Annotated in this window: 22 protein-coding genes and 1 pseudogene; 15 read left to right on the top strand and 8 right to left on the bottom strand. The window is 34.5% G+C overall.

Translation table 11 applies throughout. From position 1 onward, the window contains the following. Positions 1-123: 123 nt before the first annotated feature. The 5 genes from H0W64_11405 (at position 124) to H0W64_11385 (ending at position 3,344) form a co-directional block, all read left to right on the top strand. Positions 124-357 (top strand): transposase, encoded by a 234-nt coding sequence (locus tag H0W64_11405; protein MBA3662330.1) that lies wholly within the window; start codon positions 124-126, stop codon positions 355-357. Further along, complete coding sequence (locus H0W64_11400) at positions 354-446, top strand: hypothetical protein (protein MBA3662329.1); 93 nt, start codon at positions 354-356, stop codon at positions 444-446. The genes H0W64_11405 and H0W64_11400 overlap by 4 nt, the downstream gene beginning before the upstream one ends. Then, entirely contained in the window at positions 410-568 is a 159-nt protein-coding gene (locus tag H0W64_11395; protein MBA3662328.1) for an IS3 family transposase, read from the top strand. Before H0W64_11400 ends, H0W64_11395 begins: the two co-directional genes overlap by 37 nt. A gap of 388 nt (positions 569-956) precedes the next feature. Continuing rightward, entirely contained in the window at positions 957-2,291 is a 1,335-nt protein-coding gene (locus tag H0W64_11390; GenBank protein ID MBA3662327.1) for a DUF2254 domain-containing protein, read from the top strand. 39 nt (positions 2,292-2,330) lie between these two features. Further along, the gene (locus H0W64_11385; protein MBA3662326.1) at positions 2,331-3,344 is read left to right on the top strand and encodes a mechanosensitive ion channel family protein; all 1,014 of its coding nucleotides are present in this window, start codon (positions 2,331-2,333) and stop codon (positions 3,342-3,344) included. Between the two features lie 169 nt (positions 3,345-3,513). On the opposite strand, the pseudogene H0W64_11380 reads toward H0W64_11385, so the two are convergent. Then, positions 3,514-4,676: pseudogene (locus H0W64_11380) on the bottom strand (IS256 family transposase). Between the two features lie 383 nt (positions 4,677-5,059). On the opposite strand from H0W64_11380, the gene H0W64_11375 reads away from it, so the two are divergent. Next, positions 5,060-6,127 carry an AI-2E family transporter gene (locus H0W64_11375; GenBank protein ID MBA3662325.1) on the top strand — a complete coding sequence of 356 codons (1,068 nt, stop codon included), beginning with the start codon at positions 5,060-5,062 and terminating at the stop codon, positions 6,125-6,127. Here the strand turns inward: H0W64_11375 and H0W64_11370 are convergent. From H0W64_11370 to H0W64_11360, 3 genes are all read right to left on the bottom strand, one after another. Beyond that, entirely contained in the window at positions 6,117-6,428 is a 312-nt protein-coding gene (locus tag H0W64_11370) for a hypothetical protein (GenBank protein MBA3662324.1), read from the bottom strand. The genes H0W64_11375 and H0W64_11370 overlap by 11 nt on opposite strands. Before the next feature lie 313 nt (positions 6,429-6,741). Beyond that, positions 6,742-7,824 (bottom strand): hypothetical protein, encoded by a 1,083-nt coding sequence (locus tag H0W64_11365; GenBank protein ID MBA3662323.1) that lies wholly within the window; start codon positions 7,822-7,824, stop codon positions 6,742-6,744. Positions 7,825-8,461: 637 nt separating this feature from the next. After that, positions 8,462-9,868, bottom strand: a complete 1,407-nt coding sequence (locus H0W64_11360) for a hypothetical protein (GenBank protein ID MBA3662322.1) — start codon at positions 9,866-9,868, stop codon at positions 8,462-8,464. 484 nt (positions 9,869-10,352) lie between these two features. Between H0W64_11360 and H0W64_11355 the strand changes: the two genes are divergently transcribed. Continuing rightward, complete coding sequence (locus tag H0W64_11355) at positions 10,353-10,922, top strand: hypothetical protein (GenBank protein ID MBA3662321.1); 570 nt, start codon at positions 10,353-10,355, stop codon at positions 10,920-10,922. Positions 10,923-11,245: 323 nt separating this feature from the next. Here the strand turns inward: H0W64_11355 and H0W64_11350 are convergent, their stop codons facing one another. Next, positions 11,246-11,767 (bottom strand): hypothetical protein, encoded by a 522-nt coding sequence (locus H0W64_11350; protein ID MBA3662320.1) that lies wholly within the window; start codon positions 11,765-11,767, stop codon positions 11,246-11,248. Positions 11,768-12,331: 564 nt separating this feature from the next. On the opposite strand from H0W64_11350, the gene H0W64_11345 reads away from it, so the two are divergent. The 3 genes from H0W64_11345 (at position 12,332) to H0W64_11335 (ending at position 14,884) form a co-directional block, all read left to right on the top strand. After that, positions 12,332-13,141: a 2OG-Fe(II) oxygenase gene (locus H0W64_11345; protein ID MBA3662319.1), complete on the top strand. Its 810-nt coding sequence runs from the start codon at positions 12,332-12,334 to the stop codon at positions 13,139-13,141. 58 nt (positions 13,142-13,199) lie between these two features. Further along, on the top strand, positions 13,200-13,967 hold the full coding sequence (locus H0W64_11340) for a hypothetical protein (GenBank protein ID MBA3662318.1): 768 nt from the start codon (positions 13,200-13,202) through the stop codon (positions 13,965-13,967). 101 nt (positions 13,968-14,068) lie between these two features. Then, positions 14,069-14,884 (top strand): sulfite exporter TauE/SafE family protein, encoded by an 816-nt coding sequence (locus H0W64_11335; protein ID MBA3662317.1) that lies wholly within the window; start codon positions 14,069-14,071, stop codon positions 14,882-14,884. Between the two features lie 120 nt (positions 14,885-15,004). Here the strand turns inward: H0W64_11335 and H0W64_11330 are convergent, their stop codons facing one another. Then, complete coding sequence (locus H0W64_11330) at positions 15,005-15,832, bottom strand: DUF72 domain-containing protein (GenBank protein MBA3662316.1); 828 nt, start codon at positions 15,830-15,832, stop codon at positions 15,005-15,007. A gap of 471 nt (positions 15,833-16,303) precedes the next feature. On the opposite strand from H0W64_11330, the gene H0W64_11325 reads away from it, so the two are divergent. From H0W64_11325 to H0W64_11315, 3 genes are read left to right on the top strand one after another with little or no spacing between them, the layout of a single operon-like run. Then, positions 16,304-17,326: an L-tyrosine/L-tryptophan isonitrile synthase family protein gene (locus H0W64_11325; protein ID MBA3662315.1), complete on the top strand. Its 1,023-nt coding sequence runs from the start codon at positions 16,304-16,306 to the stop codon at positions 17,324-17,326. Further along, the gene (locus H0W64_11320) at positions 17,316-18,167 is read left to right on the top strand and encodes a TauD/TfdA family dioxygenase (protein MBA3662314.1); all 852 of its coding nucleotides are present in this window, start codon (positions 17,316-17,318) and stop codon (positions 18,165-18,167) included. The genes H0W64_11325 and H0W64_11320 overlap by 11 nt, the downstream gene beginning before the upstream one ends. After that, complete coding sequence (locus H0W64_11315) at positions 18,148-19,617, top strand: FAD-binding protein (protein ID MBA3662313.1); 1,470 nt, start codon at positions 18,148-18,150, stop codon at positions 19,615-19,617. Before H0W64_11320 ends, H0W64_11315 begins: the two co-directional genes overlap by 20 nt. Before the next feature lie 316 nt (positions 19,618-19,933). Here H0W64_11315 and H0W64_11310 read toward each other — a convergent pair whose 3' ends face one another. Together H0W64_11310 and H0W64_11305 are read right to left on the bottom strand one after the other, a co-directional pair. Then, a complete protein-coding gene (locus H0W64_11310) occupies positions 19,934-21,049 on the bottom strand; it encodes a DnaJ domain-containing protein (GenBank protein ID MBA3662312.1) in 1,116 nt (371 codons plus the stop codon). 361 nt (positions 21,050-21,410) lie between these two features. Next, positions 21,411-21,692 (bottom strand): hypothetical protein, encoded by a 282-nt coding sequence (locus H0W64_11305; GenBank protein ID MBA3662311.1) that lies wholly within the window; start codon positions 21,690-21,692, stop codon positions 21,411-21,413. Positions 21,693-22,206: 514 nt separating this feature from the next. Between H0W64_11305 and H0W64_11300 the strand changes: the two genes are divergently transcribed. Together H0W64_11300 and H0W64_11295 are read left to right on the top strand one after the other, a co-directional pair. Continuing rightward, the gene (locus H0W64_11300; GenBank protein ID MBA3662310.1) at positions 22,207-23,190 is read left to right on the top strand and encodes a hypothetical protein; all 984 of its coding nucleotides are present in this window, start codon (positions 22,207-22,209) and stop codon (positions 23,188-23,190) included. 207 nt (positions 23,191-23,397) lie between these two features. Next, positions 23,398-24,240 (top strand): hypothetical protein, encoded by an 843-nt coding sequence (locus tag H0W64_11295; GenBank protein MBA3662309.1) that lies wholly within the window; start codon positions 23,398-23,400, stop codon positions 24,238-24,240. Positions 24,241-24,477 lie beyond the last annotated feature (237 nt).

The raw sequence follows: 24,477 nt of genomic DNA, 5'->3' as shown, positions 1-24,477 counted from the left end.
TATATTGTCGAGATCAACGCATATCCCAAGAAATACTCTAGGAACCGCCCTGGCTATTTGAACTGACCCCGATTCAGTAGACACCAAATTTGATAGAATCAACCATCAAACGAGGTGTAACCAATGAGTAAGTACGACAAAGAATTCAAAGATGAAGCAATACGATTAGCATTATCATCCGCACAACCAATAGCCAAGACAGCTCAAGATTTGGGAATAAAAGAATCAGCACTATACAGTTGGATTAGTGAAGAAAAAAATAAAAATCAAACCATTACTGATGAAAGCGGTAATCAAACCAATCTCATTACAGAGTTAAACCGTTTGCGTAAGGAAATCGTATTAAATGCAGCATGAGCCGCAAGGGCGACTGCTGGGATAATGCCGCAATGGAAAGTTTCTTTCATAAATTAAAACAGAATGCGTTTATCATGAAAAATATTTAACTCGTGATGAAGCAAAGAAATCTATTTTTGATTACATCGAAGTATTTTATAATCGGCAACGCAAGCATTCATTTATTGGATATAAATCGCCCGAACAATATGAGCTTGCAAGTGGACTTTAGAAATTAGTGTCTACTAAACTCGGGGCAGATCATGTTTACCTACTAAACATTGTAATAATGGGGTTTCCGTTTTCATATTGCTGCTGATTGTTTTTTGCGATTTACCTTTTTAAGGGCAATTTCCTTCTCATATAAGTTTATCTATTAAATACATTTAAAAAATAATCTTTACTATTAGCATTTGTCTTCCCCCTGTGGGTAATTATGGCATTTCCTATAATGAGCATTATCGGAAATGTGGTTGATTAAAAATTTATATATTATTCAACTTTCGATGTTTTTTTTTGCATAAACTTGAAATCCTCCTAATAACAATTAAATAAAAAAGATATAATATTTAACAATCGTTAATTATTGAAATTAATTCCATAGATTTCATTAAGGACACATGAAAACATATTTGATGAATATATTGGCATATATTCGAGCAAGTTATTGGTTCATTCCCTTGATGATGGCTATCTTAGCTATTTTACTTGCCTTAACAACTACTTCTTTGGATTGGTGGTTAAACCAAGCTGGGTTTCACAATAATACTCTGTTTTTTGCAAATCAGCCTCAAGGCGCCAGAGCCATCTTGTCCACAATCGCAGGATCAATGATAACTGTTGCGGGAGTTACATTTTCAATAACTATAATGGCTGTTTCTTTTGCATTGGGTCAAATAGGCCCAAGGTTAATTCATAGTTTTATGCGAGATAAAGTTAATCAATATACTTTAGGCACTTTTATCGCAACCTTTCTCTATTGTTTGTTAGTGTTACGCTTAGTTTTGAATGGCAATGAATGGCCTATTGTGAAAGCATTTGTTCCACATATATCAGTTTTTACCGCGATGCTACTAGCAATATTCAATATAGCTGTATTCATCTTTTTCATTCATCATATTGCTTCTAGTTTCAACGTATACAATATTCTTGCCAAAATTGGGCTTGATTTAACCAAAATGATTGATAAAGAGTACCCGCTATTGGTAGATCTTATAGCTGACCCGCCTCTAGAGCAGGAAAAAAATCGGTCTACAAATTTTTCTATCAGTGCAAACCCAATTTTTCCTAACCATTCGGGATATATTCGTATTTTTGATATCGAAGGTATTTGCAATCTCTCTGTTGAAAAAGAATGTGTCATAGAAATTAAACGTCAACCAGGTGATTTTGTAACTCTCCAAACGCCCTTAATGTACATTAATAAGGAAATGGATGAAGAAACTCAAAAATCATTTGCAACGTTTTTTGCTATAGGTCAGGAAAGGGATCAAAGTCAAGACTTCTTGTTACTGTCAGATGAAATAGCTGAAATAATTGCTCGCGCTCTTTCTCCAGGAATTAATGACCCATTTACTGCGATAACAGCAATTAATTGGTTACAGAGTAGTATTGAGTTGTTTTCAACAAGGCAAATACAGCACAAAAATAAATACGATAAAAATAACAAGATACGCGTAATCATGTACCCAGTCACACTTTCGATTTACTTAGAAAGAATTTTCGGGCAAATATTTCCTTATGTTAGTCGCGACCGAAACACATCCTTACATATGATAAAAGTCATAAAAGAAATGTTTGAAAGAACTGCAAATACAGAATTTATGCGCTTGTTAAATTCGCAAGCACATATCTTAGCAGAAATGACCAAAGACAAATTACAATCTCCTCAAGATCACGGCATTTTTGATAAAAGATTTAATGAAGTTAAAAAATTGTACGAATTAAAAATGTGACTTTATAAAAATAGATATAAAATTTTAAGGAAACATGGAATGATTACATTTGATGGAATTCCACTTATCGAGAATGATTTAACAGCTAAGCTATCTATCCATGCACCTAATATTACAACGATATGGCAAAAATTGAATTTAATTCTTCAAAATTTTTTACAAGCGTTGCCAATATTTGCGATTGGACTTTTTGTATTTATAATTTTTTTCATAGCGGGTAAGTTAGCTCGAAGTATTATTAAGAATGTAATGATAAACAGACGTCATTATAATGTAGCTCTCGTGATTGCAAGGCTAGCCCAATGGGGTTTTATATTAGCTGGTATATTAATAAGTTTAGCAGTCATCTTTCCCTCTATTACACCAGCTGATTTACTTGCAGGGTTAGGTTTAGGAGGGTTGGCTCTTAGTTTCGCTTTTAAAGATATATTACAGAATTATTTATCTGGTGTTTTAATCCTTCTACAGGAACCTTTTAAAATTGGTGATGAGATAAAGTATAAAGATTTTGAGGGAGCAGTGGAATTTGTGGATACACGCACAACCTTTTTAAAATCATACGACGGGCGTCGTATTCTAATACCCAATGGAGAAATTTATACAAATGCGATTACGGTTAATACTACTTATGGGATGCGTTGTTCAGAATATGATATTGGTATTGGTTCTAGTGACGATCTACAAAAAGCATCTCAAATAATCCGGGAAATATTAGGTAGTATTAATACGATTATAAAGGAACCCGCACCAGAAGTTATTATAGTCGAATTAGGAGCATATTATAATAGTCTAAGAGCACGTTGGTGGACAGCACCAAAGCAGCTTGAGGTGCTACGTATCAGGGGGAAGGTGTTAAGCGGAATAAAGAAACGCTTTCATGAAGAAGGAATAGATATTCCATTTCCTACGCAAACTATCCTTTGGCACGATCAAACAGAAACAACAGATGGTAATCGCGAGAAACAACGCGAAGGTTGGCCACCCAGTCAGCATCTTACAAAGGGAAATACTATTGCGGATGCTATTACCAACAAAATAAAACCTGCAGATTAAAGTATTTGTAGCCTTTAATGGAGACGCGATGAATCTTTTTGAGATATCTGCAGTTTTAGATGCTTCAGCAACAATATGTAGTTTTATTAATTATAAATACATAAAATTACCATCATCAATCGGACTGCTAGTTTTGCGAGAGCGGTCATCAAACTGTGTCATTCTAAAATCACCTCAGCTCTAAGCTTAAACGGTCTTCAAAATAAATTTGAAGTTGAGAAATGGTTAACGCCCAATTGTGCATAGGCGCATTCCATTTTTCCAGTATTTTTTGGCAGGCACAATAAATTAATTTTATTAATGCATTTTCGCTAGTGAATGCGTATTTACTTTTCGTATATTTGCGCACTTGACGTTGAAAACCCACGATAATATTAGTAGTATAGATCACCCGGCGAAGATCTTCCGGATATTTAAAGTATTGCGATAGTGCGTCCCAATTTGCTTGCCATGATTTGATAACAGCAGGATATTTTTCTTTTCCCACTTCTTTCCTAATTCCAGCAGGCGATGTTCCGCTAAATCTTTGCTAGTAGCTTATAAACCAGTTTTAAATCAAGCATAAAAGACTTTTGATCTTTGCTCACAACATATTTGAGTGAGTTGCGAATCTGATGCACGACACAAAGTTGAATTTCCGTTTTGGGAATGCTTGCGCGATAGCTTCCAGAAATCCTTTTAGACCATCAATGCTTGCTATTAAAATATCTTCTAAGCCTATGCACGTAAATCATTCAGCACACCTAACCAAAAATGTGCGCTTTCATTTTCAGAAAGATACATTCCTAAAGTATCTTTAATCCCCTCTTTGTTAATACCAAGGATAAAGTAAAAAGCATTGCTCGTTACTTTGCCTTCTTCGTGAACTTTAAAATGCATGGCATCTAGAAATACAATTGGATAGACCTTTTCTAATGGTTGGTTATGCCACTCCTGTGATTATAGGCATTAATTTATCGGTAATGAGGCTGATTTAGCAGGAGATATTTCAAAGGCCATATATCAGACAAGTGATCTTTTATCGTCTCATAGCTCATTCCAGCGGCGTACAACGATAGAACTTTATTATCGAGTAATTCGTTCAAGACGGTTTGTCGTTTCTTAATTAAGTTCAAAAGAGCCAGTCCCAGTTTTCATGAGCTTTTTTAATTTACCATTACGCCGATTAGCTTGGTCTTGTACTTTGCAGTCTTGCAAGTGAGAATCCATTTCTCCATCTAATGTTGCTTCGAGAATTTCTTTAATTAATGGGGTAAGTATGCCATCTTTGCCGATCAATGATGGATCCAATTTAAGCTTATCAATGGCTGTTGGACAGATGAACAAAGACAATAAAGAAGAAGTAGTTACCTATTTCTTTATTCAATAATCTTTTTAGATACGAACCAATCAAAAGTAATTGCCAATCTAACCGTGAGCCACCTACACCTACCCCACCCATAAAAAAATGAACGAAACTTTTTGCTGGATATGTCAGGCGGCCTCATTAGGTATGAAAATTTAATGACATTTTTTTTACGCAGTTATTTCTATTTAGAAAGGTAAAGCTCTGCTTTAGGTTAGACAAAGGCCATTGATCCAGAAATAAATATGTTTTCAACGATTTAAATTATAACTTACCCTACCACCAGGCTATAAACTGTTTATAACCGATATTTATACAGGGTCTGTGATATTATTTCTTAGAGAATATATTTTCATTGCAGGGAAAGATAGTGAGAACTAACGATAGGATACAAATTCCTACATATATTAAGTACTTCTTTATTATAGGAAGTATTATACTAACTTGGCATGTTATTGATCATTTGAGTATCTTTTTTGACCCGTTAATACTTAGCATAATATTCGCGATAGGCTTGTCTCCTCTATGCTCCGTATTTGAGAAAATCATGCCAAGATTCTTTAGCAGTTTGGCATCTGTATTACTTGTCATGTTTGTTTTGCTTCTTATCTTTTTTTGCATTTCAGTACAAATAGCAAATATTAATTTTGATTTTAACGCTAGCTTTGGCAAATTGGGATCCTATGTAGACTCAATTAAACAATGGGGAGCCGCTAAACTAGATATAAAGCCGCCCAAGCAAACAGATTATTTAACAGCTTCGCTTAGTAATATAGGTAAAAGTATATCATCTTACGTGAATTATATAATTGGGCTAACTAAAAATATATTGACATCGTTTGTATTTTTTTTGCTTTCATTATTTTTTTTACTTTATTATCGTCAGTTCCTAGTTACCTTTTTATTTAAAATCACTGCACAAAAAAATCATCGTCGTATAAAAAAAATAATTGAAGAAAGTGTGACTATCATTAAACTATATTTTATCGGGCTTTCCTTAGATATCTTTATTGTTGCCATATTGAATGTTCTTGGATTATTAGCTATTGGAATACCTCACGCGTTCTTCTTTGGAATTTTAGCTGCATTTTTACTAGTTATACCCTATATTGGCATATTAATTGGCGCATCATTACCTATACTTTTCTCATTAATGACAATGAACTCCATTTGGTACCCAGTTGGCGTCATTCTTATATTTTCATTCATTCAGTTTTTAGAAGGAAATCTTATTTCGCCTAATATTATTGGTGATAAAGTTGGTTTGAATCCCTTCTCTATAATAATTGGTATGTTATTAGGTGGCTTACTTTTTGGCATTATCGGTTTTGTTATTACAATACCGATACTTAGTATAATTAAAGTTATTTTCCATAATATTCAATCATTCGAATCGCTTAGTTTTATAATGGGGACACCACCTAATTCTAAGGATTGAAAAACCTTGGCCACATCATCACTTCATGTGCGGCCCAGGCTCTACCATAACGCCTGATATGCTCGTGAAGGATTTTAGGAACCCAATGATAAAATTTCGAATCATTTAGAATTTTAGGTGTAGCTTCGATCAAACATTGTAAGCTAAAGTCTATATCCTGCGGATTAATTATTAACAAAAATTTTTTAAGTGAAATACTCATAAAATCAAAATGAGCTGAATTTAATCTTGTCATAACTTCTTCGGGGGTAAATAAATTAAAAGCAATGTCATTATAATTCTGATCAATAAAATTTTTCATAACATCGTCTTTATACTCAGTATCCATTTGTCATTGATGACTCTTTGCTTCTAAAGATTATTTTTTAAGTCCTGTACTGAAATTTGAATTATACATATTCTTCGTCTCTTTCCTACCAAGGATTTTTATGACAACTAAATTTTATGTAGTGATTTGGCAGGTAAAATATTGCGGTTTTTCGTTTTGAAGCCTTGGATAAAGGGTCAGGCCATACTTGAAATTTTTTAATCATAATTATCAATAATTTAATATTGATAAATTACTTCAATTGGATCTTTCTCAATGGCCATTCGTAAAATACTATTAAAAATTTTTATGGGTTAAAAGACTTAGTTGGTACAGTTTCATGATGACTGTCTGCTATGGATTGATACTTATCTATTAAAATTGCGAGCTTTTCTTGATATTTATTTTCAAACCAATGAGTATTATCTTTACAGACTAGGATTAATTTTTGAATTAAACCATAAGACTGATTAGAAAATAATGTCGAGAACTTTTTTTCTATTTCTTCAAATAAATTTTGGTTAAGAAATGTTAAATCACTTTGCTTTGCTTCTTCAGTACGATGTAGCTCTGCCGAATCATAATAAGGGTCCCATGCAACAGTGAGCTTTTCATATATATAATCTTTTGTTAAGGGTTCGCCGTTGAACAAAGGTGTTAAATCAGAATCTTTGCAAGGCGGTGTATTCATCAAATTTTCCGTCAACTCCTTACCTCGTTCACCCGAAATAAATTTTTTCTCTAGGAGAAAGGCAATTAAATTTGCCAGCTGTCCTCGGTGAGCGAATTTGTATGTTTGAGATAACTCATACATCCATTCATTCTGTTGTATTCTCAAAATGTTTGATTTAATGGGAATATCATACCGTTCTACTATTTCGTCAAGAATTGCTTTTGAAGTATTGAGAAAGATTTTTAAGTTATAAAAGGTTTCAAATTTTGTATATAAATTGTTAACCTTTTGGATTTGCACATCAATTTCTCCGGTTATTTCAGGTCTTTTTTTCACACTCTTCGGACTTAGAGTATGATGAGACTCTAAAGGAATAGTTTTATATAACGCATTTCTATTCATATAATTTGTGAGTGGTGCGTCGTTTAATTTTTTATACTTATTTTTTTCCAAATTTGTTTTTGCCTGAAGGATCAATGCCAAACAATCTCTATTACTTTTATCATGGGCTGCTTTGTCAATTTCATCTAACAAGTTATGTAATTTATCCAAACTAGCGTAGCTTTTTTGGTAATGCAAAAATAATTTTTCATCCTCACACATAAAAGAATTAAGCTTGTACTTTTCTTTTATTGTTTTATAAAGATTAGGGTCACTAAATGTTATACGTAATGCGACACCATCAGAATATGCTTTGACTTCTATATCATTAATCATCTTATCGCTCTTTTATTTATCTTAATTTTGAGTTCAATCTATGAAATGGTTATATTATTAAGCTTTTTCAAATTTTCATCACTTAATTCTAACCCTAATTCACTTCGATCACGGATTAATTGTAATTTTTTTGTCTGTTTTCTGCGTGATTCCTTCTCTATTACATTTATGCTGGGCTGTATGTCGCGTAAAACTGCAACGATATCTTGTTTTTTTCACTGAAATTATTGTGTAACATTACTACTCTCCCATCGTTCGACACGGATGCTACAGTGCAATAAGATATTTTGCCCAATATTATATCTCTGTAACTGAAGAATCCAACTACCTCTGCAAATACCGTTATATTTTAAAGGGTCTTCATAAAGAAATACCCACAATAGTCTATTAAAAGCATTTAAATTTTTTAACGGACATTTGGCTTCACTAACTGTGTTTAATTTATCGGCAGGGCCAACAAACTAATAATGGGTAGATAATTTTCAATCACATTCCCCTGTTGCCCGCTTGCAATGATAAGTATTTGTAAATTTTACTGATGATTTTTGGATGGTTAATCAATTGAACCAAATATCAGATGAATACTGCATCATTAAATATCATATAAATCCTTACAAACGACTGACGCAACCGCTCATTATACTTCATTTATTATCGCTAAATTGTGTAATTCACCCACCGTTTGGTTTAACGGCAAGTTAAATGTCCAGGTTAAACCTTTCGTCTGACTCACAAGTAACATGGGAACGGTCTTAGTAGCATCATGGGTTAATTTATCAAGATAAGACCCGCTTACCATGCAGGTCATATCTTTGCAATGAACTGCATAAGTATTAATTTCTTGCACTTGTCGATAAGGGAAACCTAAAACCAAATTAATTGCAGACCATGAATGACCGTGATTTTGACTAATTAATAATAAAGGCGAAGGATTGCCATGATAAGGTTCATTTACTTTCATTCCTGTAATCACACATGTACTGCCACTACAATCCATTGGGCCCGTATTTAAGCTAAATTGCTGGAAATGAGAAAGTCCCGAAATTGTTTTAACAGCAGACCAAGAATCACCATTGTCAGCACTCGTTAAGATAAGTGGATAACTGGTCATTGAGTTTTCATCATATTGTCCACTTGTCACACATTGATTTTGTTTGCAATGAATATATTTAATAGGTGAGTTAAAATCCACGTTTTGTGGAAAGTCAGTAATCGTTTCTATCAGCTTCCACGACGCACCCTTATCATGGCTCACTGCTAATAATAATTTTTCTGTAAAACTATTTTTGATCGTTCGATAACTTCCACCGATAATGCAAGTATTTCCTGAACATTCTACGGCATCGAGATAAGAGCGCCATATATCTGCTGGAAGAGCCGGAATGGATTTCAATGACCATGATTGACCACCATCAATACTTCGTAAAAGAAGCGGGATTTTGCTTTTATTTATAATATATTCACCGACAGCAATACAGGTGTGCTCTGTGCAGCTTAGGGAACTGATAGATGCATAATAAGTTTGTGGTAGACCTGCAATATTGGGTATCAGTGACCAAGATGTATGATGGTTGGTACTAACAAGTAGCATAGGCATATCTTTTTGATTGGTATGCAATTGCCCCGCTACGATGCAACTGTTCTCTGTGCAGCGGATTGCCTTTATATTTAATTTATCCGCCTGGGAGGGAAAACCAGAAATTTTATTGATATAAGACCAAGTGTTTCCTTTATCATTACTTACTAACAATACTGGGTGGATCGTTTGCCCGATTTGGCTTTGTCCGCCAGCAACGCAGGTACTTGCATCGCAATTTATATAATCGATGCTTAGATTACCTAAGTGGGGAGGCAGTCCGCTAATATTTTTATTGTGGGCCCAAGTAAGTCCATTGTTATGACTGGTAAGTAATAAAGGCGCGAAACTATTTTTTTCTAAATAAGTCCCAACAGCAATATGAGAGTTGAAAGCATAACTAGCCATGGAATAAAATAAAAAAGTTGAAATTGAAAATAAATAGCTAGACTTTTTAATGACAAACATACAAAACACTCCTTGTAGATTCAAATGAAGCTTATAAAGCTCGCTGATAATAAACTTAGGATGAAAATAAGTATAGAGATTAACTAAAATTTTTTAATTATTTTGTGTCTAACAAATCGGAATAATGCTTCCACCTTTAACTTGTCCATTTAAGGCTTATCAGTACTGCAAAATGCAGAATGGCAATACAATTAGCATACTTTTATTTTTCTTAAATTATCCTTGCTCGCTTCTGCTTTATGATAAACTCGTCAAAGAAGTATTCAGTATTGCAATTTTAGAAAGCATTGCAATGATTACAACTTATAGCTCAACCTGTCAGCCTTCCAATAAAACAATACGATGACAAAATCGAGCTGTCACCGAAATAAATACCGCAGAGGCAACAAAAGAGCTTCCCCATTGGAAAAAGATGGTGGTTCTGCACGAAAAGCTGCAAGAGATGATATAATTTAGACAATAGAAATTGGGAAACGGTCATGTTATGCAAAAGATCTCAATAGTTAGTGAAGTTAAAAATTCTTTAAGAAGATTAAATGCAAATAAACCATTTATTAATTTTAATATTGAATTATCTGAGGAAGAAATTAATAAATTAAATAATATGCGTATCGACACGCCGCGCGCATATGATAATTTTGGAACATTAGATCAAATAGTAAATGAACTGGATGCGTTTATAAAATCATTAAATCCAAATAATGCTGATTTATCCCAATCCATTTCAATCTTAATTGATGAACTCGTCAAGGAGGTTATTATAGGATTCGGAAAAGAAACAGCCTGGGTAACTGTTAGAGCATCCATCGCTACTGATCTTTGGGATACGCCTCGCTGGCATACTGATGGTTACTATTACCCACCGTATACAGGAATTCAATATAAAGGATTATTTACCCTTAAAGGGCCTGCAAGTTTGTTTTATCCCCTTCCTCATGATTTAAGACCGAAATTTAATTCTCTTCAATTTGATTCTGCAAATAGAGAAGTCATTGCAAACATGCTTGCACTCTCGCAAGCCATTTCGCCTGCAGCGCAACGACAAGGCACATGAAGAAAGATTATTTCTATCTATCGTTCCGGGTAATAAAGCGGAAATTCGTGAATTATATAATAATTGGCACCCTAAAATTAAATAATTTTACTAAAAAAAATCATTTAGTTAGGGCTTACCATCGTTTCCAAATCCCCTATTCCCTCTGAGATTTGACTTAAGCAAAAAAGATTTTCGGTTGGTATATCATCAAATGAACAAGTTCATGATTTTAGTTTTCAGATGAATTTTACTGATTATTCTTCGCTAGAATATCTTCCTGCGGAGCAAATATACGGTATGAAGTATAGGATAGGTCAAGTATCGTCTTACATTTTGATGTATTAGTATTTCTTAGAAAGAAAATTTGCGTCATTATAAAACTGATTATAACTTTCAATGAATTCATCGTTATAATCAGGATATTTTTCTTCAATTTCTTTTAAAGTTTTGGCGGGCTCTTTATCCCCATCAAAAATTCTTTTAATCCAATTTTCATTTGAAAGTACCTTCTTAATAATTCTATCTCGGTATGTCGGTATTGACTTAATACATCTTTCCAAATCATGCAGATTCCACAGACACGCTTCAATCAAATCATTTGAGCATGCATCAAATAGTAAGACAAGTTGTTCTTTATTATTTCTTTTATTCATCTTCTCAGCAAGGTCATCGAGAAGAAAACTCGCAGGAATAAATGGATGGCTTGCAATGATATTCATTATCGCAGAGGGTTTTTCACCAAGGAGGTTTAATATCTTTTTAACACCATTTTCCAGTTCATCTTCATTACAATCATAGCTTGGCTTTTCGATAAAATCATCAAGCCCTGCCAGATCAAACGCTCCGTTGGTCTTATTAAACATAATGTCCTCCTAAGTATTAAAGTAACACAAAATATTAATAATAAGAGTAAAGCATGCACCAAAGATGTGCTTATGTAGTTAAGTTATAAAATTTTTATTAATTTGATAAGTCGAATTAAATTATACCTTTCTAAAGTATAGCGTTTATTTAGCGATCGATTTAATTAATTAATTTTGATAAAAAAAATGTCTATAACGCGTCCTCATTTTGAAAACACGCTAAAGTATTTTTACGGTATTGTTTAGCATGACGGAACAACCTATATTTATTATTAATTAATCAGTTACTTACGCCTAAAAAAAAATTGTTATTACCCATAATTAATTTACCGGGTAACTTAAAATAAGTTATCAACATTTTAAACCATGGGCAGTTTATCTTGTAGCAATGATATTGAATTTTAATTAAAAATTATTAAAGAATGCTTGTAAACCATTAGTTCCACTATTAACGCATAACCCTAAGGTATTGGCATGTCTAAAATCAAATAACAATTTAAGCTTTCTTTGCTTTAATACGTAAAAGATAAAATTAATTTATTAACACTTACTGGGGTTTAACCCATGCTGCGAATTAAAACCGTCAGTCAAATTACACCTGACATTTTAGATGAAATCTTCAATCAAGACTTCTTGGCTATAAGAATACCCAATTATATTGAACCTGCTTTATGCGATAAACTATCGCAGTGGTTTATTCAAGCTGACCATTTGGAACGTTATCCTCATGACATCATGATTAATGACCATATAAATTATATTGACTGCGGCGTTGATCGTTTAGGTGTTTCTTATAATGTTACTTTTGGAAAAACTGAAAATTCCGCAGAACATAAGCGGTATTACGCTACTGCTCTAACAACTATTCAAGAAATTCGCAAGGCATGCCAAGGCCGACCTTCTCCCATTGATAAGCTTCGTTTAGAGCTTGATGAAAATTGGGCGCATGGTGCAAATATTGCATCTTTTAATAAAAAAAATATGACGTTAGGTATTGGTCGTGTGATGAATCGCCCTGAGAAATCCCACATGTCAGAACTTCTACCCCATATTGATTTATTACCACCGAATGTTTTTGAAATTATTGCGCAGTATTCCGCGAATGTATATCTATCCTTGCCAGCATTAGGAGGAGAGCTTGAACTTTGGGATATCCCTCCCATACCCATCCATGAAGCATCAACAATGCAAAGTGATTATGATTGGCGCGCAAAACATTCAGATTCAATATTAATAAAACCTACTAAAGGCGAATTAATTTTAATCAACACTAGACGGCCACATGCAATACGGGCTTTTTCAGCTGGAAACCGAGTATCACAACAATGTTTTATTGGTGTAAAGCAAGATCGTAGTATGGTGCTGTGGAGTTAAAAAAACAATGCCACACCGTTTAGAAAATTTATTTTAATATAATATCGGGGAAAAAATAGTGAAATCCATTATAGAATATATAGAGCAAAAGAGAGAATCCTTTGAAAAGTCACCCTTTTTCACAGCATATTTTGATACCACTCATTATACAACAGAAGAAAAACTTGCATGGATTACCATGAAAGTCTTTTTCACCATGTGCTACTGCGATATTAATCGTTTTATTTTTACTACTTGTGATCATGTCAATAATTCAATTCAAGCAGACTTAAATACGCACAGTGAGGAAGAGGATTTTCATTGGCAATGGATGTTAGCCGATATCGAACAGCTAGGAATGAATAAAGCAAGATCGTTCACTGATACCGTCAGACTTATTTGGAGTGATGAATATTCTGCTTCTAGAAAATTGATTTACGCCATTCTGTCATTATACGCAGCCTCTCCGGAACAACATACTCGATTTGCTATTGTTGAGGCACTGGAAGCCACTTCCATTACTTGGTTTAAGCATGCCCAAAACTTAAAAGATAAGCATGGAAAGGAATTACAATTCTTTGGAAAAAAACATTATAAGCTGGAATCAACGCATTGGATTAAAGGTGATGAATTTTCGTCTAAAAGAATTGAATTGAACAATGAAGAGCGTCTAGCTGCAAAAAATGTAATTGATCAAATCTTTTTACTCTTTGATGATTGGTTAAATAGTTATTGGAACTTAGCACAAAGCCTAAAAAGTAAAAATGAAACAATCAATTTTGATGCGATCATTGAAAAAAGCAAAAAATTTAAATTTGATGAATTACTAGGTGATTATGCAAATTAAAGTTTGTGCTTAATTAGTTTTGTTATTAATTCTTCTGTGGTAAAAGACTTCCTACTGATCGGTTAACAACATTACATTTTTTGGATGGAGTAAATTTTAAGGTGAATCTTACCGTTATTGTTGTAGCCTTTCTTGGTTCTGCTTTCGCAGGTCTTACCCTAGGCTTATTAGGTGGCGGTATAGGATTGGTGTTAGTACCCCTTATAATCTGGTTATTGAATGTAGCTAACGTGCCCCCGCATTTAATAATGCATCTAGCAGTCGGTACTACAGTTGCTATAACTTTTGTTGTTGGTATGCTCGCTTCTTATCAACATCATAGTACCAGTAAAGTTAATTGGTCTATCGTTAAACGAATGTCATGGGGTCTCATCCTCGGTTCAGCAATAGGAGCTATGGTTGCAAAATATTTGCCTAGCAATATTCTTATGCTTACTTTTGCCATCGTTACTTTTTTACTCGCGCTACAAATTTGGCGTTCTTCCAATAAAAAAAATACAACCCTCCTAGTTTCGTCGAACTTAAAAAAATATAGCCTCATAATAGGAAGCTTTATTATTGGTTTTTTAGGTAGTGTGTTAGGCGCGAATCCATTTTGCGTCCCTCTATTAAAAAAAATGAATTATGAAATATTAGAAGCAATTGCAACAACAGTAGTTATTGGCACAATCATGGCTATAGTTGTTGTGATATTATTTATTATTCTGGGTTGGTCAGAAAAGGGTTTACCTGCTTATACAACCGGTTATATTGTTTGGCCTTTATTCTTACCCGTTTTAATCGTTAGTTGTTTATTTGTTCCGATCGGCGTTAAGTTAGCGGGTTTATTTTCGCAAACCACCCTAAACAGACTTTATGTAGGACTGTTGATAGGGGTTGCGCTAAAAATGATTTACGCATCCGGCTACCTATACTAAATTTAAATTTCTTAATTCTTACTTCACTCTTCAGAATGAACTTTGCACTTATAATTTTCTGTGATTAGATGGAACATTTAAACTGCTATGTTACATAGCATCCTTATCAGCAATATAAATCTAAATTTTGAATAATTTATTTATTTGCTTCTTAAACCATTTGGCATTCTTGATTGCATTCGCTTCTCTATCGTTATTGAAATATGCCCAAACTCTTTTAGGCGCTGCAATTTTTATTCGCTCTACCCAATTATTCATTTCTTCTTTAGTATAATCATGCAAATAAAGTTTCGATGTGCCATGAAACCGAATATAGACCTCGTCAGTTGTTTGTATTAATTCGTCTGGCATATTGGGTGAACTTACGGAACAAAAGATAATGTTATTTTTTTTGAATGCATTATATACGGTCTTATTCCACCAGCTTTTGTGACGAAACTCTACAACATTTCTTCTTCCTGGCTCGAGTTGCGCGATGATATTATTTAAACGCGTCTTTGTATATTGATATGATGGAGGTAATTGATATAAAAAACATCCCATATAATCACCGAGTAAATCACCAATATAATTAAAATCGGTAATCATTCTTTTAGTTGATTTGAAACGTTTGAGATGGGTTATTAATTCGGAAACTTTAATGGTATAGCAAAATCTTTTTTTTCCAACCTGGCGTAACCATGATTTAACAATACTTACGGAAGGCCAATTATAAAAAGGGGCATTGAGTTCAACTGTATCAAAGTATTTTCTATAATACCCAAACCATTTATTAGTAGATAGTGTTGATGGATAAAACTGATTTCGCCAATGCCAATAAAACCAACCCGAACATCCAATCATAACCTTTTTTAAATCTTTTTCTTCTAAGGAATAAGTTGTTTTATCTTTTAAACGTGCACTACGCATTTCCTTCACGCGCGTGAGATTAGTAAGACGTTGCTTCATTCTCTTCAACTCTTTTTTAGCTTTCCATTCATTTTTTGACAATTTCAAAAGCAAGCTCCTGCCTTTTAAATTTTCTTGCCAACTCTACCTTACAAAAAATACTGTGAGCACTAAATACTGTAGTTTGAATAATACTTAACTATTGGCCGCGTTTGTAAATTTTTTTTGCGGCGTTTTTGTACTGAATTCCTCCCCCTTATACAAAGGTAAATTCTCTCATTTTGATTACGCCCTCTTGATCCTTATAATCTATCATCTCTTTGAAGATACTTAATAATAAATAAATTATCAATTATCTCCTGATTAAAAATATAGGTTTAGCTTATGGTATCAATAACAATAATCAATTTTATTAATAAATAAGCTGTTGCTAAACTGTGTTGTGTATTAGAGGAGTAGCCTGCGATGTCGTTAACAAATTTTTTGTATCAATCCAAAGAGATGGAATGCACTAAGACCGCAACACAAGTTATGTGCGAGATTCCCGCGTTGTATGAAAACGCATCTCACTTAGCTCGCATCATTATGCTAAATGTAATGCGCTTTCGCAGGATAGCTGGCCCCAAAACATCCTGTGCCACATCGACCTGTGAAGCATGCCTCGCACCTCATCTCCACCAAGTTATTTTAGCGATTGATAAACGGCAACCTATAACTTTTGTGTTACCTGCATTTCCTGCAAAATCTCCTAATCCGACGAAAGTCCTTGGCACCCTTCCAGACATGGCAGAACAACTTTCACTCGAATTTCTTAATTCACTTTGCAAACAGATTCAGAAACTTTATTCTCCAGGCGCACGAGTCATTCTATGCTCCGATGGTCGTGTTTTTAATGATGCGGTCGGTATACGCGACATTGACGTGAGTAATTACCAGCAAGCTTTATCATTATTAATTAAATCTATGTCGTTTACTTCCATCTCCATATTCAATCTTGATGATCTATATGCAAGTCTTACTTTTACTGAAATGCGCCGTCAATTGATGGCGCAATATGGTGAGCCACTGGAAGTTCTTAAAGAAGCAGTAGGTAAAGGAAATAAAACGCCATGCAGCATTGAAGATGAAGAGGTTCATCGACAGTACTGTGGCATTACACGTTTTTTAGTAGAAGATGCGACTCGTCCAGAACAGTCACTTAGCCGCAATGCAATTCAAAAAGCTTGTCGGCATCGTGCTTATGTCGTCATACAACGCAGCAGAGCTTGGAGTACCTTGATTGCTAAACATTTTCCACATGCTGTTCGTCTTTCGATTCATCCTCAAACATGTGGCACCGCGAAACTTGGCATCCGCCTGATGGAAGCAGAAAGCTGGATGACGTCATGGCATGGCGTTGCGATGGAGGTCAATGGAAGTTTTGTGCTCCTTAAACGCGCACAAGCTGAAAATCTTGGGGCACGGTTAATTTACCGTGCAAATAGGCCTAGTCATTATGAATTAAACGATAAACAAAAATTTTCCAAACTACAGGGGATTTTGTATGGAGCATAAAACTACGTCCATTCAACCTTTTGGTTTACTTTTAGAACCTAAAAAATCGCTTGTTAATTTAAGTGATCTTAATATAACTTTCTTGCGTGAACTCATTCACCAAAAACATCTTCTTGTATTGAGAGGGTTTCGCACTTTCCAAAATGCTGAATCGTTTGCCAACTATTGTGAGCGCTGGGGCGAAATAAGTATGTGGCCTTTTGGAAAAGTACTTGAATTGATTGAGCAAGATAATCCACCAGACCATATTTTTGATCATCGTTATGTCCCACTTCATTGGGATGGTATGTACCGTCCACAAATCCCTGAGCTTCAAATTTTTCATTGTGTGGAAGCTCCACAATCTGGACAAGGCGGACGAACAACGTTCTCAAATACAATATTAGCTTTAAAATATGCTTCTCCTGAAGCTAAAAAAATTTGGAATCAAGTAACAGGTACTTATCAAAGAAAAATGGAATTTTATAATAGTAAGACCGTATCGCCCATTATTAATAAACATCCTTACAAAGATTTTTCTGTCATTCGTTATAATGAACCACCCTCTGAAGACCAAAGGCATTTCGTAAATCCCCCAGAACTTAAATTCATGGGTATTAATCTTAAAGAGTTAGCAGACTTCCATTACAGTTTAAAACAAGCTCTTTATGCCTCCTGCAATTTTTATGCGCATGAATGGCAAACAGGCGATGTCGTCATTGCTGATAATTTTTCACTTCTGCATGGTAGAGAAGAATTTATTTCTAAGTCTCCACGTCATCTTCAACGCGTTCATATCTTGAGTGATCCGCCTTTTAATAACCCTGGCTTGGAGCCCTCAAATGAGGACACGAGTTACTAACATTATGATAGTTGGGGCGGGACCCGTAGGACTTATGTGCGCCTACCTCGGACAACTTTGTGGTTTGCAAACCGTTATCGTCGATTCATCTGACGGCCCTTTGGCGGTAGGGCGTGCAGATGCACTCAATGCTCGGACTTTACAACTTTTTGAGATCATTGATTTATTTAAAGAACTCTATCCTTTGGGTAAGACATGCAACACCAGTTCCGTATGGGCGAATGGCAAATTTATTTCCCGTCAATCTTCCTGGTGGGATGAACTTGAAGGTTGCTTACATAAGCATTTCCTCATGCTTGGACAGGCTTACCTAGAAAAACAATTGGATGAAAAACTTAATCAGATTGGCGCTGCAGTGCAGCGCTCAACAAAGATTATCAATATTGAGCTTAATAAGGACGGATGTCTCACTACGCTTTCAAATGGTGAAAGAATTCAATCAAGCTATCTCATTGGCGCGGATGGTTCTCGCTCCTTCGTTCGCAATCACTTTAAAATACCCTTTCACATTATACGCCCGAAAATTATATGGGCCGTAATCGATGGCATTGTCGATACAGATTTTCCCAAGGTTCCTGAAATAATCGTTTTTCAGGCTGAAACATCGGATGTCGCTTGGATTCCGAGAGAAGGAAAAATTGATAGATTTTACGTGAGAATGGATACGAAAAATTTTAGTCTCGAAGAAGCAATTGACAGAATTAATCGCGCTATACAGCCTCATGCTTTAAAGTTCAAAGAAATTGTCTGGTTTTCACAGTTTTCAGTCAAAGAGTCAGTAGCCGAAAATTTTTTTGTCGATGATCGTATTTTTCTTGTGGGGGATGCATGTCATATCCATTCCGTTAATGGCGGACAAGGACTTAATACAGGTCTTGCAGATGCATTCAATCTTCTATGGAAATTAAATATGGTTATCAATTTCGGTTTCCCTACAAAACTTTTACAGCGTTATGAAGACGAACGCCGGCCAGTTGCGCACAGTGTCATTGAGACTTCAGGTGAACTCGTTCGATCAACACGGTACTCTCCGAATGAAACGCATGCGCAAGACTATGTGAAGATCGTAGAAAAACGTGCGGGGAATATAACAGGAATGGGAATTCATTATGGCGAACAAGGACTTCGCGGTTCTCGACTATTTGACTTAGAAGTTTTCAACGGAGCCGGCAAAACACGACTTTATTCGCTTCTCGATTATACTAAGTTCATCCTACTCATTTTTGGTGATGATGAAATAGAGTTAAACTTACCAAGGTTTGTAAAAGTTATTCAAATTTATTCAAATCAACATCGAAAAAAGTATTGGACAAGTAACCCACAATATATAAACCATGCCATTTTAGTCAGACCTGATTCCTACATTGAATGGTCCGCCCCGCTCGATAAAATTGATTCCCTTTTTGGTAGCCTCATTAACTTAGGAAGTATTCCCACGCAGACACTCTAAGCGAAAAAAATTAAAAGGGGTGGCGGATGTTACTTGAAGAATTAGAGCAAGTCATGGAGATTGACACGTCATTCGATATGGGTCTCGTATAATGCGGTGTTTTTAACATGATTGAAGCACTTTTTTTGTGTTGACGCACTTTAGCAAAAATGGTGAGTGAGTGGCAATCAAAATAGGGTAAGCCTTAGTGACTACTGTAGTCACTAAGGCAATATACCAACGCTATTAAAAAGAGAAGAGTATGATATTATTTAGCATGCAGCTGCAGTACTAAATTTTATCCGCGCGACTTTCGGTAACTTCCACCCTTCATTTCCTATCTTTTCATCTTTAGTTTTGAGTTCACTGAATAATTATTCTTATTGTTGTTATTTGGTTGATTAGATTGAGGTGAGAAAAAACCATTTTTTCGTGCTAATAATATTTGATTATTCTTATCGACTATATTATTAAAAAAAGTTTTTTCTTTAGCTTGTTGTTCTTTTGAAAAAGGAACGGGAAGAAAAGAATTAATGTGCTGCAATAGATGGCTAGAAATAGAGTTAGCGACGCCTAAAAGTCTCACAGCTTGTAATAAGGCTAGCCAGGAGGTCGCGGCTTGTTTGATAGAAAGCGACCGAAATAATTGTGCAGTGAGTGGATCAGGATTATAAATACCACACTCTAAAGGCGTCATGCCACTCTTGTTTTTAGCATTAAGATCTGCACCAAATTGCAATAAAAGGTGGATAATTTCCAGTTGCTTTCGACGATTATCTAACGAAGCCCACTGATGCGTACTTGCTATATCTTTCAATATAGAAGAACTACCATTCTGAGCGTTTGGATTAGCACCGAATTGTAATAAAAGTTTGACCATGTCTGTATCTAGTATATTATTTTCTATTCCATGAATACAGATCCAATGTAATATTGTGTATTCCGATGTGAACCGGTAACTTACGTCGCGATATGCCAAGGAATCAGGATTCGCGCCCTTTTGCAGTAAAAGTGTAGCGACATCGAAAAACCCATGCGTAATGGCATGCTGTAAAGGGCTTGAATAAAATCCCCACCCGCTATTAGGATTAGCCCCTGCTTGTAACAACTTTCGCACATCGCCTAGTGCATTCCTCTCAACCGCAATTTTCAGTTTTTGATTGATGTTTTTGGATAATTTTTCCTTTTGGTTTTGCTTGTTAATTACATCATTTTGTTGATCCGAATTATTACTTGAACTGAAATGCGGATCTTTATTTTTGGTTGCTAACAATAAATCATATGCATTTTGTATCGATTGAAATTTTTCTGTGGCATTACTTGCATGATTTCTATCTGGGTGAAATGTTTTTGCTAATTCTTTATATTTCTTTTTAATCTCATCCATTGAAGCATGGGCATCAATATTAAAAATAGTTCGCGCAGCTTTTAGATCCAATCGTGTGTTTGACATATTATTTTCTCGTTTTAGTATTTTTTTGTTTTAATATTTTTTTGGTGAATATTATATTTTTAATAAAGTCAGTTCGAGTTATGTTTACGTTATGATGAAATATCATGAATACATTAAGGGTTACCGATTAGCAGTTAATGATGTGCGCAAAAGTTAATCTCACTGATGGATAAATAAGTAGGTATTGTATTTGCATTATATTCCGTTTCAATAACCGATGATATATTGATGCACTGCATAATCAAACATCCCTACTGATACCAATCAGGGAGGATGCGAGTCCTCCCTTCAGAGTAGGTTTTTAGTGAAAGCTTTTAAAATTTTCTTTCAATACCTGCGTTATCCGTGAAGTCGCAGAGCTTTAAATGCAAGATTGTTGACCGTATTTAGTCATGAGATGCTGCGTGTAATCTTCAGTGTTTTTATCAGGTGTAAATCCTTCAGAATTATTGAAAGATTCAGATGATTCTAAAAGTGGAGGAAAAAAGGAAAGTGTCGGGTTATAAGCTTGGGAATTCGGTAGGAGCCTGGACTGATCCTTATGGTTAATCACTGTTTTGGTATCGGACAAGCGCTTTTGATTTTTCTCGATTCCTTCCACACATTGCGTAGCGTTTGTATTAAGCAAAATATTTTTAAACATACAAGCCTCTTTATTTTAATAATAAGTGGACCGAAAATGTGTGCAGATTATAATCTAACAAATCATGTTTAGCAATTTTATTGCACACTTAAATGAACATTTGATTAAACTTTATACATCTTATCTTTTTTTATAAGTAAAAGATGACATCTCATATTCTTCTTCGGCATGATGCCGAAAATCATTAGCCCGATAAGGCTTTTCAGTCCAGGTCATTCAACTATTAGCAAATATTGACTTAAAATTAAATTGATCACTTGTTATGCAAATTTTTCTCATAATTATTTAATGCGGGATCTTAAATTTTCACGTAAAGATTTACAGGTGATATGTGGCAATCATTTCTAACCCAATATCACGTTACGCGTTATGAAACACGAGGTGATACATGCAAATAAGAAATAAAATTAATAGTGAATATGCCACTTTACTTAATACAAATCAGGGTATATGCCTCTTACACAACCATGCAGATGTCGCTTTCTTCGAGTAAGTTGCACAAGTTATTTTAGACTTGCCCAATTTGAAACATATTTATATTGAATTACCGGATCCGAGTGCCCCATTTGATAAACTAGCGATCAATACAACGAATGATGTTATTTCTAAAGTAATAACATTTTGCTCAAATGAAAAATCCAATGCCACGGATAGTCAAAATAAACAAGGTTATTTACTTGGGCTCCTTTTTAAATCAATAGCTAAACGAAATTTAACGGCTTATTGTGTGGATGATCCCTCTTGTGATCAAAACGATTTGAATTTAACAGAACAACGTAATGAGTACATGGCTACATGCATTAAATATCTTAATCAACGGTTAGGAAATGACGAAAAATATCTGGTTGTGACTGGCTTGAACCATCATCATTTAGCTGAATTATTGGATATTCCAATGTTATTTCATACTAGCATGAAAATGGGACGCGATCATGATAACCGATATAAGTTAGGCTATATAAATGTTGAGCATGATTTTTTAATAACTCACACTGCTCTTCCTAACCTTAGAGCACATGTTACCTATATTGAAAGCTGCATCTCCCCTTTTCAGAATATTGACGATGAGTCAGATCATAAAGAACCTTTTATATATCCAAATGATTTAAACGTAGATGCGAGTACGATACAACAACTTACTGATATTCAAGCACAAACAAAACTTAGTTTATCATTAGAAATCGGACGCCCTATTACGCAAAACTCCGACAGCAAAGAATTAAGTTATTCAAATGATTCATCCACGCTAAGATTAATCATTAATCGAAGAAATGAAAGTAAAGAATTTTTCCAATCTATTTTTCAATTACTCAAAGATCATTTGAATACAGCTCATCCCCTTTTATCTTTGTTTAAAAGAAATAAGGTGGAAATAAATGAAGATAAAATTAAATTAACTTTTGAAAATAATATTTCATTTAAACAAGTTATTGCTAAATTACATGAGCTTTTTGTAAAAGAAAAAATGGACGACAGGAAGTATCCAAACCCCAAGTAAATTGCTCTCGGAAAATAGCTGAAAGTGTCCCCCTACTCAATAAAATTAAAAAAGTTGTCATTGAGCTTTAAATTTACCCAGTAAAGGTCATTCAATCACTTTTTTAATTAAGCAACTTGACGCTCTTATAAAAGTATAATAGGTTGAATTTTGCAGGAAATATTTTATTATGATCAATTTATAAACACAACTCACTAGGAAGTACACATGGGTATACCAAACTCAAAATACGCAACGAATAATAATTTAGTTTTATCGTCTTTGGCTGAGGGTGGCTCTGAGGATGAAGCATTATCCTTACTTAATCGAAAATCGACATTAGAAAACAAAGAAAATAAAACTTTTAAAGAAGAAAATGAATTAATTTTATTAAATAATAAAAATACTGCACGTTATGCAAACCGCATTGCTGCTTTAATTTCTGATAAAAAGTTAGATTTTTATGCAAATCATCAAGAGAAATTAACTACCCATGAAATCGAAATTCTCACTGTTGCTTATTTAGCATTTCTTTGCAATATGTCGTTAGCATCGGGCATTGGCTTTTATGCAAATTATCAAAGTACATCAAATAGCTCTGCAGCCAATTGCGTAGTAAGTGACACCCTCTTGGCACAAAATTATGTTTCAAATGCTCCTTTTTCCTTAATGAAAAAAGAATTTGAAGCATCAGCAAAAGAGATTGTTGATAAGCATTTTAAGCAAGCCATATGTGCAGCAATAAATCGAATGAAAACAGCATCACCCACTTTGTTTGGAACGGTTGGTGCTGAAGATAATATTAAGAAATCTTTTGTGCAAAAAGCTGACGGATTCTTGCACGATCGCCAAGAAGTAATGACCTTGTGCTTAATCAAAATATTTTATGACTTAAATTTAAAATTTACCCCAGAGAAGTTAAGTGATTGTAAAAATCAATTAATCGATCATATTATGGATCAATCATTGAAAATTGACGATTGGGATCCACAAGCTTTGCTTAATAGGACGATGAAAGAATTAAAATTGGGTAATGATACGCCAACCATAAATGCATCGCCTAGCCCATAGATAGGGATTAGCAATTGAATTTAGCTTATTTGACGATGCAAAGCCTCATCCGCTAAACGTTGAGAAACTGTGGTTCAACGATAGGGTGGAAGGAAAAAGAAGATATCCTTCCACTTATACTTATTTTTTAAGTAATGATTAATGATGAGCTATCATTCCAACTAGAATAAACGAAATTTATCTTCGTAAAAATTCCCCTTATCTACAACGTCGTAATGAACATGATTATTTTGAGAA

This window comes from Gammaproteobacteria bacterium, from assembly GCA_013816845.1.
GTDB lineage: Bacteria > Pseudomonadota > Gammaproteobacteria > DSM-16500 > DSM-16500 > Aquicella.
Note: the sequence above shows the minus strand (reverse complement) of the source record. Positions and strands in the feature narration are given on the sequence as shown.